5 protein-coding genes and 1 pseudogene are annotated in these 14,584 nt (G+C 73.6%); 2 read left to right on the forward strand and 4 right to left on the reverse strand.

Features of this window, described 5'->3' with window-relative positions; translation table 11 throughout:
- Positions 1-13: 13 nt before the first annotated feature.
- The 4 genes from AC0ZLC_RS00335 to AC0ZLC_RS00350 form a co-directional block, all read right to left on the reverse strand.
- Complete coding sequence (locus AC0ZLC_RS00335) at positions 14-1,231, reverse strand: cytochrome P450 family protein (protein WP_476749784.1); 1,218 nt, start codon at positions 1,229-1,231, stop codon at positions 14-16.
- Positions 1,232-1,249: 18 nt separating this feature from the next.
- On the reverse strand, positions 1,250-2,425 hold the full coding sequence (locus tag AC0ZLC_RS00340) for an acyl-CoA dehydrogenase family protein (RefSeq protein WP_476749785.1): 1,176 nt from the start codon (positions 2,423-2,425) through the stop codon (positions 1,250-1,252).
- Positions 2,426-2,651: 226 nt separating this feature from the next.
- On the reverse strand, positions 2,652-3,068 hold the full coding sequence (locus AC0ZLC_RS00345; RefSeq protein ID WP_476749786.1) for a YybH family protein: 417 nt from the start codon (positions 3,066-3,068) through the stop codon (positions 2,652-2,654).
- A 54-nt stretch (positions 3,069-3,122) separates the two neighbouring features.
- The gene (locus AC0ZLC_RS00350; protein WP_476749787.1) at positions 3,123-3,500 is read right to left on the reverse strand and encodes a YybH family protein; all 378 of its coding nucleotides are present in this window, start codon (positions 3,498-3,500) and stop codon (positions 3,123-3,125) included.
- A gap of 360 nt (positions 3,501-3,860) precedes the next feature.
- Here AC0ZLC_RS00350 and AC0ZLC_RS00355 point away from each other — a divergent pair.
- A pseudogene (locus tag AC0ZLC_RS00355) lies at positions 3,861-8,036 on the forward strand (type I polyketide synthase); the annotation flags it as partial.
- Between the two features lie 52 nt (positions 8,037-8,088).
- The gene (locus AC0ZLC_RS00360; RefSeq protein ID WP_476749788.1) at positions 8,089-14,571 is read left to right on the forward strand and encodes a thioester reductase domain-containing protein; all 6,483 of its coding nucleotides are present in this window, start codon (positions 8,089-8,091) and stop codon (positions 14,569-14,571) included.
- Positions 14,572-14,584: the final 13 nt, after the last annotated feature.

Below are 14,584 nucleotides of genomic sequence, written 5' to 3' on the forward strand. Positions count from 1 at the left end.
CCGCCCCGCCCGCTCACAGCTCGACCGGCAGCGTCGGCAGACTGCGCAGCAGCCAGTTCTCCTCGAAGTGGATCTGCTCCCGCGGGACCGCCAGGCGCAGGCGCGGGAACCTGTCGAGCAGCGCGGGGACCGCGACACCCGTCTCCATGCGGGCCAGTGCCGCCCCCATGCAGTTGTGCAGCCCGTGCCCCAGGGCGAGGTGCCGCTCGCCGGTGCGCGTGATGTCCAGCCGTCGCGGATCGGTGTACTTCTCCGGGTCGTGGTTGGCGGACTGCAGGCCGGCCACGACGGGCGTCCCGGCGGACACCGGCACGCCTCCTATCTCCAGGTCCTCCTTCGCCAGCCGGAACAGGCCGACGCAGAAGGCCCCGTCGTAGCGCAGGAACTCCTCGACGGCGGTCGGCGTGTGCTCGGGGTGCTCCCGCAGCAGCCGCAGCTGGTCGGGGTGGTCCAGCAGCGCGAGGACCGCCGAGCCGATCAGGTTCCGGGTGGTGTCGATCCCCGCCATGATCATCACGGCGACGAGCGAGACGAGCTCGTCCTCCGTCAGCCGGTCCTCCCCGTCCCTGGCCTGGACGAAGTGGGAGGTGAGGTCGTCGCCCGGACTGCGGCGCTTCTCGACGATGAGCTCACGGCCGTAGTCCACGAGCTCCTGGAAGGCAGCGGCCGTCACCGCCTCGTGGTCGGGGTTGTCGGGGTCCGCGTGGAAGGCGCGCTCGATGGCGTCGAGCATCTCGGCGAAGCGGTCCAGCGGGAACCCCAGGATCTCGCCCGTCACGTCGGCGGGGATCCTGCTGGCGAAGTCCATGACATCAGGCGCGTCCGACTTCTCCAGGCGCGTCAGGGACTCCGCGACGATCCGGTCCACCGGCTCCTTCCAGGCGGCCACGCGGCGCGGGGTGAACGCGCCCATGGCCAGCCGCCGCACCCGGGTGTGGTCCGGCGGATCGAGCACGGTGAGGATGCGCCCGATCAGGGTGCCGGCACCGAAGATCATGCCGGAGCGACGGAACTCCTCACTGCCCCACGCCTCCCCGTCGTTGCTGAAGCGCTGGTCGCTCAGCAGGGCCTTGACGTCGTCGTAGCGGGACAGGAACACCATCGGCACGTTCCCGACGGGGAAGCGGAAGCGGTGGACGGGGTCGTTCACCCGCAGCCAGTCGTACACCGAGTACGGGTCGCGGTAGTAAGCGGAGTCGAACAGCACGGCTGTCTGTGCGGTGGTGCCCATGTCGGCCTCCGGGGGCGGTCAGATGTAGTCGGTTCCGGGCTCCAGCCCGAGGAGCACACGGCCGTGCGCCTCCAGGGAGCCGGGGGGTGTCAGCAGACCGTGCAGGGACAGGGCGGCGATGTCGCGGAACGCCCGCTGAAGAGGATTGCTGTGCGCGATGGTGGACGCGGAGCTGATGTTGTAGAGCATGTCCACGGCTTCCTTGGTGGCCTCCACCACGTAGCCGACCTGGCCGCGGACCGTCGCCTTCTCCTCGGTGGTCATCTTCTCGCCACGGTCGGCCCGTTCCTGGATGACCCGCAGCCAGTCGCGGGACAGCGCCTCGCAGGCGGCGATCCGGTTCGCCGCACGCCCCACGGTGATCTGGGTGTACGGGTGTTCGCGCTGGTCGCTCCAGTTCGTGTACGTGATGGGCTTGCCGGCCACCCGCGCGGAGAACAGGTCGAGGGCGGAGCGCGCGATGCCCAGGTACACGGGGGCGCAGGTGGCCACGACGTAGCTCATCAGGCTGTAGTTGCGGCCCTTGACGTCCGCGTTCCAGCGGTCGCCGGTGGAGGCGTCGTAGACCGAGGCGTCGACCACCCGGTGCGCCGGGACGAACGCGTCCTTCACCGTGGAGGTGGCGCTGCCGGTGCCCGCGGCGCCGAACACGTCCCAGTCGTCGGCGACGGAGATGTCCTCGGCCGGGACCAGGGCGAAGAGTTCCTCCTCCCGGCCGTCGGGGTGCTCGACCAGCGCGGCGTGGATGTTCCACTGCGCCCCGGGCACACCGGTGTTGAACCGCCAGCTGCCGTTGAGCCGGTAGCCCCCCTCGACCGGGGTGAGGGTGCCGGAGGGGGTGAAGCCGCCGGACACCCGCACCGAGCCGCCCGAGAAGACCTCCTCCTGGGCGCGGTCGGGGTAGAGGCTGACGATCCAGGCGCTGGAGATCCACACCATGGCCACCCAGCCCGTCGAGGCGCAGCCCTCGGAGATCGCGGTCAGGATCTCCGCCTGCTCGGCGACCGTGAGGTCGATTCCGCCGAATCGCTCGGGAACCGCGGTGCGGAAAACGCCTGCTTTCTCCAGCAATTCGATGTTCTCGTCGACGACGAAACGCCGCTTCTCGGTTTCCGCGGCATTGCGACGAAGAGTGGGCACCACGTCCCGCACCGCGTCCAGAACGTTCTGCGCTTCCGTGCCGAGCCCGGTCATCAGGACCTCCGAAGTAGTTTTCTTTGAGTCTGCGCGGGCACAACCTCGCCCGTTCGCGGCGCTTTCAAGGTAGGTGCGGGCCGGAACCGGCCGCTCACTCGACGGCAACAGGCCGCCCACCGGACCGGCGCGCCGAGCCGGCCGGCGGGCGGGCAGGCCGACGCCCCCGGGCCGGAGGGGGGTGCCGGCCCGGGGGCGTGCTCGGGGAGCGGCGCGCGCGGCCGCGTTACTCGGGCAGCAGGCTTCCCGCGACCGGCCGGTCGATGGCCATCAGCCACCGGCCGTCCTCACCCCTGCGCAGCACGTCCGTGCAACTGCCCTCGAGGTGCATCGGCTTGCCGTCCTGGTCCGTGCCGTCGATCGTGAAGCGCACACCGATCAGCGCGACGTCACCGGCCACCCAGGAGTGGGTGACCTCCGCCTGCAGACTCGGCTTGGAAGCGAGGAACTCCTTGAAGAACTGGCGTCGGGCCGCGCCGGTGAGCGGCTGTCCGGAGAAGTTGGAGATGGAGTCCGGGCGGTACAGCTTGTCGAAAAGGTCGCCGTCACCGGAGTTGAACACCTGCAGGAATATCTCGTTCTGTGTGTCGGTGTCGTCCGTGAGGTCCGGCTTGTCGAAATCGATGTCGACGGTGAAACCCATGGCTGGAGAACCCTCCGATTGCCTTGACTGGTCGATGGTGCCGGGTGGTGCGGCTCAGTTCTCGCCGTACGGATCGTCGATGGCGTAGCGCCAGTTGCCGTCCGAACCGCGGCGCAGGACGTCGAGGCCGACGCCCTGGAGGTGCTCCGGGTTGCCGTCGTCGTCGGTGGTGTCGATGGTCCAGTCGACGACCAGCAGAGCGGTGTCGTCCGTGACGAACGACTGCCTCGGCACCGCCGTCATCCGCGGCCGGCGGGAGAGGAAGTCGCGGACGGACTCGATACGGGCCTCTCCGGTCAGCGGTTTGCCCGGTTCCCAGACGGCGACGGCTTCGTCGGTGTACATGGAATTGACCGCTTCCACATCACCGGCATTGAATGCCTCGACGTAGAGAGCGGTGTGCTTTTCGACATCGTGGGTGAGTTGCGCCATGTCTGCTTTTTCCTTATCACTCGGTGACCGGGCATCGTCTATTCCGCAGCTCCCGCCGAGAGAGTAACGAGCGGCTGACAACCGGGCGCCCACTGCCAGGTAATCGACGGTTGCCTGCCTCGGTCGGTCCCTTGATTACCGGGCCGTGATCGGACCCTCATTAGCATCGGTGGGCGGGTCCTGCGAAAACGCAATACGCGGACCGCGGCAGGGATTCCCGGTGCGGCGGGTTCGAGGCGGGCGACGGGATCGGCCGGCATAGGCGGAGCCACCCGGGAAAGGGCGGGAAAGGCCGGTCCCGGCTGCCCGCGGGCGTCGCACCACATACTTCACTTCGGGGAGCTGAGCACCATGGCGGGCGAGGAACGACTTCGCGACTACCTCAAGCGGGCCATTGTGGAGGCGCGCGAAGCGCGCGAGCGGCTGCGCGAGGTGGAGGACAGGCAGCGGGAGCCGATCGCGATCGTCTCGATGGCGTGCCGCTTTCCGGGCGGTGTCACCTCTCCGGCCGACCTGTGGCGCCTGGTGAGCGACGGCGTCGACGCCGTGACGCCGTTCCCGGACAACCGGGGCTGGGACGTCGAGGCGCTCTACCACCCGGATCCTGAGCGGGAGGGGAGCAGTTACAGCAGGGAGGGCGGATTCCTGCACGACGCCGACCGCTTCGACCCGGCCTTCTTCGACATGTCACCCCGCGAGGCGCTGACCACCGATCCGCAGCAGCGCCTGCTGCTGCAGGCCACCTGGGAGGCGCTGGAGCGGGCCGGCATCGCCCCCGGAAACCTGCACGGCAGCCGCACCGCCGTGTTCACCGGGGTCATGTACAACGACTACGGCTCCCGGCCCGGCCTTCCGGCGCGCCACACCGAGGGCTACCTGTTCAGCGGGAGCGCGGGCAGCATCGCGTCGGGGCGGTTGGCCTACACCTTCGGGTTCGAGGGCCCGGCCGTCTCGGTCGACACCGCCTGCTCCTCCTCCCTGGTGGCGATGCACCTGGCGGCCCGCTCCCTGCGCGCCGGCGAGTGCACCCTGGCGCTGGCCGGCGGGGCGACCGTGATGGCGACCCCTGTGGCGTTCACCGAGTTCTCGCGGCTGCGGGGGCTGGCGCCCGACGGGCGGATCAAGTCCTTCGCCGCCAGTGCCGACGGCACCTCCTGGGCCGAGGGCGTGGGCCTGCTCCTCCTCGAACGCCTCTCCGACGCCCAGCGCAACGGACACCCCGTCCTCGCCGTCCTGCGCGGCTCCGCCGTCAACCAGGACGGCGCGAGCAACGGCCTGACCGCACCCAACGGCCCCGCCCAGGAACGCGTCATCCACCAGGCCCTCACCGACGCCGGACTCCACCCCGCCGACATCGACGCCGTCGAAGCCCACGGCACCGGAACCCGCCTCGGCGACCCCATCGAAGCCCAGGCCCTCCTCAACACCTACGGCCGCGACCGCCCCGCCGACCGCCCCCTCCACCTCGGCTCCCTCAAGTCCAACATCGGCCACGCCCAGGCCGCTTCGGGGGTGGGTGGGGTGATCAAGATGGTGGAGGCCATGCGGCACGGGGTGCTCCCCCGCACCCTGCACGTCGACGAGCCGACCCCGCTGGTGGACTGGAGTTCCGGCACGATCCGGCTCCTGACCGAGGAACGCGACTGGCCCGACACCGGACACCCCCGCCGGGCCGCCGTGTCCTCCTTCGGCTTCGGCGGCACCAACGCCCACGTCGTCCTGGAGCAGGCGCCCGTCCCCGAGGGCGTGAGCGACACGGATCAGGCTTCCGAAACCCCCGCCGGCACCACCGAGCGGACCCCGGCCACGGTCTCGGCACCGGCACCGGCACCGGCACCCCCCGTCCTGCCCTTGCTGCTGTCCGCGAAGACCGAGAGCGCCCTGCGCGCCCAGGCCGGCCGCCTGCTCAGCCACCTCGACACCCACCCGGCCCGCGACCTCGACCTCGCCCACTCGCTCGCCACCACCCGCACCGTCTTCCGGCACCGCGCCGTCGTGTCGGCCGCGGACCGCGACGGACTGGTCGCGGGCGTGCGAGCCCTGGCGGAGGGCCGCACCGCGCCCGGTGTGGCCCGGGGGGAAGCCGTCGTCGGCAAGACCGCCTGGCTCTTCACCGGCCAGGGCGCGCAACGCCCGGGCATGGGCCGGGAACTGTACGAGACGTTCCCCGCCTACGCCCGCGCCTTCGACGCCGCGGCGGCCGCGCTCGAACCGCACCTGGACCAGCCCCTCGGGGACACGCTGCGCACGGGGCACCGGCTCGACGAGACGGCGCTCACCCAGCCCGCGCTGTTCGCCGTCGAGGTCGCCCTGTACCGGCTCCTGGAGTCGTTCGGAATGGCGCCCGACCTCGTGGCCGGCCACTCCATCGGGGAACTCGCCGCCGCCCACGCCGCGGGGGTCCTCGATCTCGCCGACGCCGCCACGCTCGTGGCCGCCCGGGGCCGGCTCATGCAGAGCGCCCCCGCGGGCGGCGCGATGATCGCCGTAGAGGCATCCGAGGACGAGGCCGCCGCCCTCCTCGACGGGCACGCCCACCACCTGGCCGTCGCCGCCGTCAACGGGCCGCGTGCCGTGGTCCTTGCCGGTGACGCCGATGCAGCCGAGGAGGTGGCGCGGCGGCTGCGGGAGGCCGGTCACCGCACCGCACGGCTGACGGTCAGCCACGCCTTCCACTCCCCGCACATGGACGGCGTCCTGGACGAGTTCCGCCGGATCGCCGCCCGGCTGACCTACCGCGAGCCGGGGATCGCGGCCGTCTCCACGGTCACCGGTGAAGCCGTCGGCCCGGGGCAGTGGTCGTCGCCCGAGTACTGGGCCGAGCAGATCCGCCGGCCCGTCCGCTTCCTGGACGCGGTGCGCACCCTGGAGTCCGCGGGCGTCACCACCTTCCTCGAGGTGGGTCCGGACAACGTCTGCGCCGCGCTGGCCGCCGCCTGTCTGCGCGCGCCCGAGGGCAGGGCCGCGATCGCCTCCCTGCGCCGGGACCGGCCGGAGGCCCCGACCCTGATGGCCGCCCTCGGCGAGGCGTTCGTCCGCGGTACCGCCGTCGACTGGGCCGCGCTGTTCGACGGCACCGGCGCGCGCACGGTGGAGCTGCCGACGTACGCCTTCGACAACGAGCGGCACTGGCTCGAACCGGTGACCGGTGGCACCGACACGTCGGCCGGAACCGACACGGGGCATCCGCTGCTGGGACGGGCGACCACCGTCGCCGGGCTCGGCGAAGTGCTGTTCACCCGGCGGGTCTCGGCGCACACGACGCCGCCGCCCCTGCGGCACGGTGTGTTCGGCACCGATGTCGTCGCCGCCTCCGCGCTGGTCGAGTGCGCGCTGCGCGCCGCCGACGAGACGGGCTGCGCCGGCATCGGCGAACTGCACCTGCGGGCCCCGTTGGTGCTGCCGGCCGAGGCCGCGGTGGAGATCCAGGTCCGCGTCGGCCGGCCGGAGGACGACGGCAGGCGCACCCTGACGGTGCACGCGCGGCCGGCGGCCGCGCCGCACGCCGTACCGGACGACGCGCCGTGGACCCTGCACGCCGACGGATTCCTCCTGCCGGCCGGGCCCGCCACCGATCCGGCGGGCGGCGCCGCGCCGGGCTCGCCCGGCGGGGCACAGATCCGGCTCCCCGACGAACTGGCCGGGGAGGCCGAGCGGTACGGCATCCACCCGCACCTGATCGACGCGGCCCTGCGGTCGCTGCCGCACCGCGCCGCCCCCGACCACGTGCCCGTACCGGTGAACTGGCGGGACGTGCGGCTGCACGCCGTCGGCGCCACCGTCGTCCACGCCGAGGTCACCGGGCGGGACGCGGACACCGTGTCCCTGCGGCTCACCGATCCCGCGGGGCGGCCCGTGGCCACAGCAGGCGCGGTCGGCTTCCGCGAGGTGCCGGCCGAGGAGTTCCAGGCCCCGCGCGCAGCGGGGAGCGCCCCTGTGCCGCCGGTCCGGCCGCGGGCGGGGTCCGCGTCGGAGGCCGGCGCTCCGCTGGGCCGGACACTGGCGGCACTGCCGCCGGCGGAGCGTGAACGCCGGACCCTGGAGCTGGTCCGCATCGAGGTGGCCACGGTTCTCGGACACGCGTCCACGGAGGCCATCGCCCCGGACCGGCCGTTCCAGGAGCTGGGCTTCGACTCGGTGACCGCGGTCGAGCTGCGCAACCGGCTCGGCGCCGCGGCCGGGACGGCGCTCCCCGCCACCGCCGTCTTCGACCACCCCACTCCGGCCGCGCTCGCCGCCCTGCTGTGGGAGCGGCTGGAGCCCGCGCCCGACGACACCAACGAGGCGGTCAAGGCCGGGCTCGACCGGCTGGAGACCCTGCTGGCGACACCGCCGAAGGAAGCGCCGCGACGCGCGGAAGTCGCCGAGCGGCTAAGGGCGTTGGCCGCCACCCTGCACGCCTCCGGAACCCGGCACACGGACACCCCGGCAGACGGTGCGCCCGCCCGGCCGGACGCCCCCGCGGCGATCGGATCCGCCTCGGTCGACGAACTCTTCTCCTTCATCGACTCCCGACTCGGCCGGTCCGCCGACTGACCGTGTCCTGAGCCCGCCCCCACGTCCGCACGCCGAGGAGAATCGATCACGCATGTCTCAAGAGACCAACGAAGAGAAGCTGGTTGACTATCTCAGGTGGGTCACCGCCGACCTGCACAAGGCCCAGCAGCGCATCACCGAGCTGGAGAGCGGCGCGGGTGAACCCGTCGCGATCGTCGGCATGGCCTGCCGCTTCCCCGGCGGCGTCGCCTCCCCCGCCGACCTGTGGCGACTGGTCGCCGACGGTGCCGACGGCATCTCGCCGTTCCCCACCGACCGGGGGTGGGACCTGGACCGCCTCTACGACCCCGATCCCGACCGGCCGGGCACCGCGTACACGAGGGAGGCGGGATTCCTGCACGACGCCGCCCTGTTCGACGCGTCCTTCTTCGGCATCTCCCCTCGCGAGGCCCAGGCGATGGACCCCCAGCAACGAGTCCTGCTGGAGACGGCCTGGGAGGCGCTGGAGGACGCGGGCATCGACCCGGCGACCCTCAGGGGCAGCGCCACCGGTGTGTTCGCCGGCGTGATCGAACAGAGCTATCTGGGGCTGGAGGGGCCGCAGGAACTGGAGGGCCATCTGCTCACGGGCAAGCTCTCCAGCGTCGCGTCGGGGCGGGTGTCCTACACCTTCGGGTTCGAGGGCCCGGCCGTCTCGGTCGACACCGCCTGCTCCTCCTCCCTGGTGGCGATGCACCTGGCGGCCCGCTCCCTGCGCGCCGGCGAGTGCACGCTGGCGCTGGCCGGCGGGGTCACGATCACCGCCACCCCGAGCGGATTCGTCGACTTCTCGCGGCTGCGGGGGCTGGCGCCCGACGGGCGGATCAAGTCCTTCGCCGCCAGTGCCGACGGCACCTCCTGGGCCGAGGGCGTGGGCCTGCTCCTCCTCGAACGCCTCTCCGACGCCCAGCGCAACGGACACCCCGTCCTCGCCGTCCTGCGCGGCTCCGCCGTCAACCAGGACGGCGCGAGCAACGGCCTGACCGCACCCAACGGCCCCGCCCAGGAACGCGTCATCCACCAGGCCCTCACCGACGCCGGACTCCACCCCGCCGACATCGACGCCGTCGAAGCCCACGGCACCGGAACCCGCCTCGGCGACCCCATCGAAGCCCAGGCCCTCCTCAACACCTACGGCCGCGACCGCCCCGCCGACCGCCCCCTCCACCTCGGCTCCCTCAAGTCCAACATCGGGCACACGGTCGCCGCCGCCGGGGTGGGCGGGGTGATCAAGATGGTGGAGGCCATGCGGCACGGGGTGCTCCCCCGCACCCTGCACGTCGACGAGCCGACCCCGCTGGTGGACTGGAGTTCCGGCACGATCCGCCTCCTGACCGAGGAACGCGACTGGCCCGACACCGGACAACCCCGCCGGGCCGCCGTGTCCGCGTTCGGGGTGAGCGGGACGAACGCGCACGTCGTCCTGGAGCAGGCGCCCGTACGGAAGACCACTCCCCCGGCCGCGGGCGACGACGGCGCCGGTGCGAGCCCGCGTCCCGTCCTGCCGTGGCTGCTGTCCGCGAGGACCGAGAGCGCCCTGCGCGCCCAGGCCGGCCGCCTGCTCAGCCACCTCGACACCCACCCGGCCCGCGACCTCGACCTCGCCCACTCGCTCGCCACCACCCGCACGGCCCACGACCACCGCGCCGCCGTCGTCGGCGCCGGACACGAGGACCTGGTGGCGGGTCTGACCGCGCTGGCCTCCGGGGATCTGGATCCGCGGGTCCTGCGCGACACCAGGGGGCACGGCCGGCTCGCCTTCGTGTTCACCGGCCAGGGGGCGCAACGGGTGCGCATGGGGCGGGAGTTGTACGACACCTTCCCCGTGTTCGCGTCCGCGTTCGACGAGGTGGCCGCCGCCCTGGACCGGCACCTCGGCGAGCCGGTGGCCGAGGTGATCCGCACCGGCCGCGGGCTGAGCGAGACGGTGAACGCCCAGCCCGCCCTGTTCGCGGTGGAAGTGGCCCTGTTCCGGCTGCTGGAGTCCTTCGGAATCCGGCCCGACCTGGTGGCCGGGCACTCGGTCGGCGAACTGGCCGCGGCCCACGCGGCCGGTGTCCTCGACCTGGCGGACGCGGCGGCGCTGGTGGCGGCCCGGGCCCGGCTGATGCAGTCCGCTCCCTCCGGCGGGGTCATGGTGGCGGTCCAGGCGGAGGAGCCGGAAGTCGCCGAACTCCTCGCCGGCCGCGACGGGCTCGCGGTGGCGGCGGTCAACGGACCGGGGGCCGTCGTGATCGCCGGCGACGCCGACGCGGCCGAGGAGGTGCGGGCGGTCCTCGCCTCACGCGACCGGCGCACCCGCGTCCTGAACGTCAGCCACGCCTTCCACTCGCCCCACATGGACGGCGTCCTGGACGCCTTCCGGCAGGCCGCCGCCGGCGCGACGTACCACGCGCCGCGCATCCCGGTGGTGTCCACCCTCACCGGCGAGCCGGCCCGCGGCGACGACCTGACGAGCCCCGGCTACTGGGCCGCGCAGCTGCGCGGCACGGTCCGCTACGCCGACGCGGTGCGCGCGCTGCGGGCCGAGGGGGCCACCACCCTGCTCGAAGTGGGCCCGGACGCGGTGCTGGCCCCGCTGGCCGCGCAGAGCGACGACACCCTGACCGCGCTGGCCCCGCTGCGCCAGGGGCACGGCGAGGCGGACACCCTGACCACGTGCCTGGCCCGGCTGCACAACCGTGGTGTGGCCGTGGACTGGCCGGCGTTCTTCGCCGGCACCGGCGGGCGCCGCGTGGCGCTGCCGACGTACGCCTTCGACCGTGAACGCTACTGGGTGTCGCCGCAGGCCCAGGGCGGGCCGGACCCGGCAGGTCTGGGTCTCGACCCCGCGGGACATCCGCTCCTCGGTGCCGCCGTGCGACCGGCCGGCTCCGACGAGGTCCTGCTCACGGGGCGCCTGTCCCCGCACACGCGGCCGTGGCCGGTGGAGCACACCGTGGACGGCAGGGTGGTGGTGCCGTCGGCGGTGCTCGTGGAACTCGCGGTCCGGGCCGGCGACGAGGTGGGCTGCACCGTCCTGGAGGACCTGGAGACCGAACCCGTCCTGGTCCTCCCGGACGGTGCCGGGATGCAGGTCCAGGTCCGGGTGGGCGCCGAGCGGCCCGAGGGCCGTGACATCACGGTGCACGCCCGGCCCGACGGCACCGAGGTGCCCTGGACGCGGTACGCCCGCGGCCTCCTGCGCGTCGGACCGCAGGAGCGGGCCGCCGCTGCGGCCGAGTGGCCCCCGGCCGGAGCGGAACCCGTCGGCCCCTTTGACGTGGCGGCGCTCCTGGCAGCAGGCGGTGCCTGGTACGGGCCGGTGTTCCGCGGTGTGAGCGCGGTGTGGCGGCGTGCCGATGAGGTGTTCGCCGAGCTCGCCCTGCCCGCGGACGCCGCGGCGCAGGCCGATGGGTACGTCCTGCACCCGGCGCTGCTCGACGCCGCCGTCCACGCCGGGCGCGCCGTCACGTGCGGCGGGCAGGACACCGCGCCCCGCGCTGTGACCCGGTGGCGGCAGGTACGCTTGACGGCCCGCGGAGCAGCCGCCGTACGGGTGCGGATGACCCTCGAGGGCGACCGTGTGACGTCGCTGGCGCTGACCGATCGGGCGGGGCTGCCCGTCGCCTCGGTCGGCTCCGTCGCGACGCGTCCGTTGGAGGCAGGCGAGATCGCCCTGGCGGCGGCCCGCCCCGCCGACAGCCTCTACCGGGTCGACTGGAGCGCCCTGAGCGGTGCGCCGTCTACGGGACCGGTGCGGTGGGGACTGCTCGGAGCGGCGCCCGCCGGGGTCCCTGGAGTCCGGTTCGCCGACGCGGAGCGGGCGGCGGCCGCCCTCGCGCAGACACCCGTGGACGCCCTGGTGTACGTGCACCGGCCTCCGAGCGCCGCCGCCGAGGGCATGGCGGCGGTGCACCGTGCGGCCGGCGAGACGCTGGAGGAGGTGCGGCGGTATCTCGCCGAGGAGCGGCTCTCGGACACCCCGCTGGTCGTCGTGACGCGCGACGCGATCCGGGTCCGCCCCGAGGAGGCGTGCGATCCCGGCGCCGCCGCGGTCTGGGGTCTGCTGCGGTCGGCGCAGTCGGAGGCACCGGGCCGGCTCGTCCTGGTGGACACCGCCGACCCGGTGGACACCGGCGAGGAGGCCGCGGGCATGGCAGCGGCGCTGGAGGCGGTGTGGGCCTCCGGTGAGCCGCAGGCCGCGGTGCGGGCGGGACGGGTCCACCGGCCCCGGCTGCTGCCCGTACCGGTGCGGGGCGCCGACGACGCGCCACGATTCCGCCCCGACGGCACGGTGCTGATCACCGGCGGCACGGGAGCCCTGGGCGCGCTGTTCGCCAGGCACCTGGTGCGCCGGCACGGCGTGCAGCAACTGCTGCTGGTCAGCCGGAGCGGCGAACAGGCCGCTGGAGCGGGCGAGTTGGCGGCCGAACTCAAGGAGCTCGGGGCGCAGGTCACGATCGCCGCCTGCGACGTGACCGACCGCGCCGAGCTGGCCGCGCTGCTCGCCGGCATACCGAGCGAGAACCCGCTGACCGGTGTGATCCATCTGGCCGGTGTCCGGGACGACGGGATGATCGGAGCCCAGACCCCGCGGCGGCTGACGGACGTCCTGCGGCCGAAGGCCGACGCGGCCTGGCACCTGCACGAGCTGACCGCCGCCGCCGACCTCTCCGCCTTCGTGCTGTTCTCCTCGGTCGCGGGCATCGTGGGCGGCCCCGGTCAGAGCACCTACGCGGCGGCCAACTCCTTCCTCGACGGCCTGGCCGAACTGCGCGCCGCCCGCGGGCTGCCCGCCACCTCCCTGGCCTGGGGCCTGTGGGCGCAGGAGAGCGGGATGTCCGGCGACCTGAGCGAGACGGACCTGCGGCGCATCGCCCGCGGCGGCTTCCGCCCGGTGGACGACACGTCGGGCCCGGCCGTCTTCGACCTCGCCCTCGGCCTCGGCCGGCCGACCCTGGTGGCCTCGCCGCTGGACCTGACCGCCGTACGGGACCACACGCCGGTCCCCCACCTGTTCCGCGAACTGGTGCGCACCACCCACCGCCCGGCCGCCCGCGACACGGAGGCCGCCGAACCGCTCGCGGTGCGGCTGGCCGCCCTTCCGCGAGAGGAACAACTGCTCGCCGTCACCGAGGCCGTCAAGGCGGAGGTCGCCGCCGTGCTCGGCCACACCGGCACCGAGGGCGTCGACGCGGACCGCTCCTTCCAGCAGCTGGGGTTCGACTCGCTCACCGCGGTGGAACTGCGCAACCGGCTCGGCACACTCGCCGGTGTCCGGCTGCCCGCCACCCTGGTCTTCGACCACCCGACTCCGGCGGCGCTGGCCACCTATCTGTGCGGTGCCCTGGTGGACGGCGGGAGCGACACCCCCTCCGCGGCGCAGGCCACTGACTTCGCGGCGGAGGCGGTGCTCGCCGACGACGTGCGTCCGGCGCCGGAGGTGGTCCGGTGCGTGAGCGACCCGCGGCGGGTACTGCTGACCGGGGCCAGCGGCTTCCTCGGCGCGTTCCTGCTGCGTGAGCTGATGCGCACCACCCGGGCCACGGTGCACTGCCTGGTCCGAGGCGCCGACGAGGCCGCCGCCCGGGACCGGCTGCGGCGCAACCTGGAGCGCTACGGGGTGTGGGACGACATCGATCCGCACCGCCTGTCCGTCCTGGTGGGCGATCTGGCGCAGCCGCGGCTCGGCCTGTCCGAGGAGGTCTTCGACTCGCTGGCCGCGACCGTCGACGCCGTCTACCACAACGGCGCCCAGGTGCACTGGCTGCACCCCTACGAGACGTTGCGGGCGGCCAACGTAGGGGGCACCGAGGAGGTGCTCCGGCTGGCGGCGCGCCACCGCAGCGTGCCCGTCCACTACGTGTCGACCGTCGGCGTGTTCGCCGACGCGGCCGAGGACGGGCGGCCGCTGCGGGTCACCGATCCGACCGGTCCGGCGGAGCGGTTGCCCAGCGGCTATCTGCAGAGCAAGTGGGTCGCCGAGCAGTTGACGGCCGCGGCGGCGGAGCGAGGGCTGCCGGTGTCCGTCTACCGCGTCGACGTCGTCTCCGGTGACCAGGTCAGCGGTGCCTGCCAGACGAACGACTTCGTGTGGCTGAGCCTCAAGGGCCTGCTCCAGGCGGGCTCGGTGCCCGCGGGCGTCGACGGACGGTTCCACTTGCTGCCGGTCGACTACGTGAGCGCGGCGATCCTGCGCGTGTCCCGCCGGCCGGAATCGGCGGGCGGCACCTTCCACCTGTTCAACCGGAGTTCGGTGAGTCTGCGGGAATGCGTCCGCCGGCTGCGGGCCCTCGGCTACCCGCTGGAGGAGGTGGACGGGGACGACTGGCGCCGGCGGGTGGAGGGCGACCGCGGGAACGCGATCCTGCCGCTGCTGCACGCGTTCGAGATGATGACCGGTGACGTCGACCGCTTCTATCCGCCCATGGACACCTCGGAGACCGAGGCCGCCCTGGCGGGCAGCGGCATCGTCTGCCCGGAGATCGACGAGGAGCTGTTCGCCACCTACGTGCGGTACTTCGTGCGGGCGGGGCACTTCCCCGCGCCCTGACCCCTCACATCCA

It is taken from the genome of Streptomyces sp. GLSS-08 (genome assembly GCF_056387915.1).

What these genes read in the sequence shown, in the direction of transcription:
- AC0ZLC_RS00335 (WP_476749784.1), bottom strand. Translation starts at nt 1,231, where the DNA reads ATGGGCACCACCGCACAGACAGCCGTGCTGTTCGACTCCGCTTACTAC.
- AC0ZLC_RS00340 (WP_476749785.1), bottom strand. Translation starts at nt 2,425, where the DNA reads ATGACCGGGCTCGGCACGGAAGCGCAGAACGTTCTGGACGCGGTGCGG.
- AC0ZLC_RS00345 (WP_476749786.1), bottom strand. Translation starts at nt 3,068, where the DNA reads ATGGGTTTCACCGTCGACATCGATTTCGACAAGCCGGACCTCACGGAC.
- AC0ZLC_RS00350 (WP_476749787.1), bottom strand. Translation starts at nt 3,500, where the DNA reads ATGGCGCAACTCACCCACGATGTCGAAAAGCACACCGCTCTCTACGTC.
- AC0ZLC_RS00360 (WP_476749788.1), top strand. Translation starts at nt 8,089, where the DNA reads ATGTCTCAAGAGACCAACGAAGAGAAGCTGGTTGACTATCTCAGGTGG.